This window comes from Candidatus Jordarchaeum sp., assembly GCF_052745115.1.
This window is the reverse complement of the sequence record NZ_JBRAKS010000471.1, coordinates 1-2,461: the sequence shown is the minus strand read 5'-3', so window position 1 is coordinate 2,461 and position 2,461 is coordinate 1. Positions and strand designations below refer to the sequence as shown.

Below are 2,461 nucleotides of genomic sequence, written 5' to 3'. Positions count from 1 at the left end.
GGCGATAGATTCGCAAAATCTGCTTTTTTGAGGCTTTTTTCTGGTTGTGCTTCAAGCGTGGTTTCCGGCTTTTTTCAATCTAAGGTGGCTTAAACCTAAAAAATTGAGGAAAAATACCAAGAAAACCATAAATTATTAGAACAATAAAAGAGAAAAACCATAAACAAAGATTCTGCGAATCTATCGCCCGGAAGTGTTCATTCTTGGTCCCTCCTCCAAGGGGCTTGTCGTAGACCCGGAAATCGCAGGGGATGAGGGCTTTCCCATCGGTCCAGAGCATCGTTATGAGGTTTATCCCCTTGACCACCTTCTGGTGTTTTCCGCTCCAGTGGTAGGTCACAAGCTCCATCTTCTTCTCGGAAGCCTACGGCTTATCCAGGGTGGTGTCGTCCAGCACCAGTACCCCCTCGTCAAGTTGGACGAGGCGTTGACCCTCTTCCCACAGGGCCTCCGTGTCTGGAGGCTTTCTGCTCAGTAGGCGGGTGAAGGCGTCGTGGGCTGGCGGGGGGTGTTCACTTTTAGGCTGGCATTGAGCGGCTTCGGTGCAGGTGAATACCTTCTGGGCGGCTATTAGAAACTGAATATAGTCCAGATCATCACACCTCGGCGGGTTCATAACATAACCTCTTCCTTTATTCGATCTGCTGAATATTTATAAGCTGAAGAAGGATTTAAGTCAACTGCGTAACTCCTAATCGTATAAAAATATGTTTTAAACATTATATAAAAAATAAATAAAATGAAAAGACAGACTAATACAAAAAGTGTCTAATAATGAAATTTCAGTCCTAGGATTAAGATTTCATTTTCTCTGTCCGAACAGCAAATTTCTCCCTTTTAATTAGTCTTGCAAGCCTCTCCGAAGGCAAAACCACTAAAATAACAGCCAAAACCACTTGTGATATTAAGAAAGCCGCCGCGAAACCTATCGCTTGGAAAATCCGACCCAATAGTAATATACCCAAAATATCAACTACAAGCGCCGCAACATAACCTACCAAAACTATCTTTGAGCGTTCCTCGCTTAATAGCACCGAAGATTTTATACTGGCGATGGCCGCTGGCAGCACAGCTAGGGAGATCACCTGGGTGGTAGGGATGCTTTCGGTGAAGTCTGGAAAGAGCCACTGAATAAAATATGGGGCTAACAAAATGCCTAAAATGGTGATCAAAACGGCAGCAAGAATTCCAATTAGTTCTACCTCACGCCTAGTGGAACCACTAGACTTCTCCGGGAGTAAATACTTCAGTAAACTTTGAGGAATAACCAGAAATATCATCAGAAATTGGAAAGCCAAATTATATGTTCCCAGAAATAGTAGACCGAAAAACAAACCGATAACAATCTTATCAAGCACAGTCCTAGAAGCTTGAGCCAGATTCATCCCCCAAGTGTGGAGAGTAAAAATTAACTTAGCACGAATCTCCCTAAAATAAAATGACACCCTACGAGCCCTAAAAAGTTCTCTAAAATAATCGTAACTCACCATAAATAGAGGAGCAGCATAAGCCACTAACAACAGATTCTCAATATCCTTGATAAAATAACCTGAAAAAGCGGAAAAAAAGTAAAAAATTACCACCAAACCAATTTCTAAAAACCGAACAGAGGAAAAAATAACAAAAAACCTTTTGTACTCTCTCCTACCCAGAGCCCACGCCCAAGAAAGGGTAAAGAAAACAGTACCCAAAATTATGGGAAACATAAAAATGAATTCCACGCCATCACTAATTAACGGTTGTATCGAAATTTGAAAATTAAAAATATTGATCGAACCAACTGGTGGGGGGAAAAATGACGTACAATGTGAGTAAAGCAAAATTATTTTCTCTGGAATTAGAAAGGCTGTCGGAAGCCGGTTTCAAACCTGGTTTATGGAAGTCATAAGATGCCCACTTGACATTTAAGCGATGAACAAGCCTTAAAAAAAGAAAAGCTAACTAATTTTATCCCAAAAGCCTTATCTTTTTCAAACGTTGATTGGAAAATAATATCTACTTGAATTCCCAGTTACAAACCGTAGTCCAATTTACGCTAGAAGTTAACATTCTTCCTAATTCGCTAAAAGGTTTTTACTAACATGCGTCAACAGTATTGGTGATGTAAGTTGCTTAAAGTTTTGATAACTGGTGCATGGTGCTCACTTAATTACGGAGAAATGGCAATAGTTCTAAGTGCCACGGAAAATTTGAAAAGAATAATTAAAGATATACAGTTTACAATTTTTTCGTCACATCCTTCTGATGATTTCAGGCGTTACAAGGGATACGATGTTAGAATAAACCCCCCGTTTCTCGTCAAACTCCACCGTACTTCAAATTTTAGAACTCTTGATCGGACCCTTGTTATGTTTATTCTCAATCTTTTTGAATAAAAATTTTATTTTTTTTAAAGGGTTAAACCTCAATTGTAGAAGTTAGGGACATTTGTCACCCCTTGCTGTTAATTGGTAGGATGTCC

General features: G+C 39.9%; 2 protein-coding genes and 1 pseudogene. 1 reads left to right on the top strand and 2 read right to left on the bottom strand.

The window, feature by feature from the left end:
* Window positions 1-181: 181 nt before the first annotated feature.
* Window positions 182-616: pseudogene (locus ACUVXA_RS19725) on the bottom strand (IS701 family transposase); the annotation flags it as partial.
* A 178-nt stretch (window positions 617-794) separates the two neighbouring features.
* Entirely contained in the window at window positions 795-1,520 is a 726-nt protein-coding gene (locus ACUVXA_RS19720; RefSeq protein WP_445873001.1) for a lipopolysaccharide biosynthesis protein, read from the bottom strand.
* 588 nt (window positions 1,521-2,108) lie between these two features.
* Here ACUVXA_RS19720 and ACUVXA_RS19715 point away from each other — a divergent pair.
* A complete protein-coding gene (locus tag ACUVXA_RS19715) occupies window positions 2,109-2,375 on the top strand; it encodes a hypothetical protein (RefSeq protein ID WP_445873000.1) in 267 nt (88 codons plus the stop codon).
* Window positions 2,376-2,461: the final 86 nt, after the last annotated feature.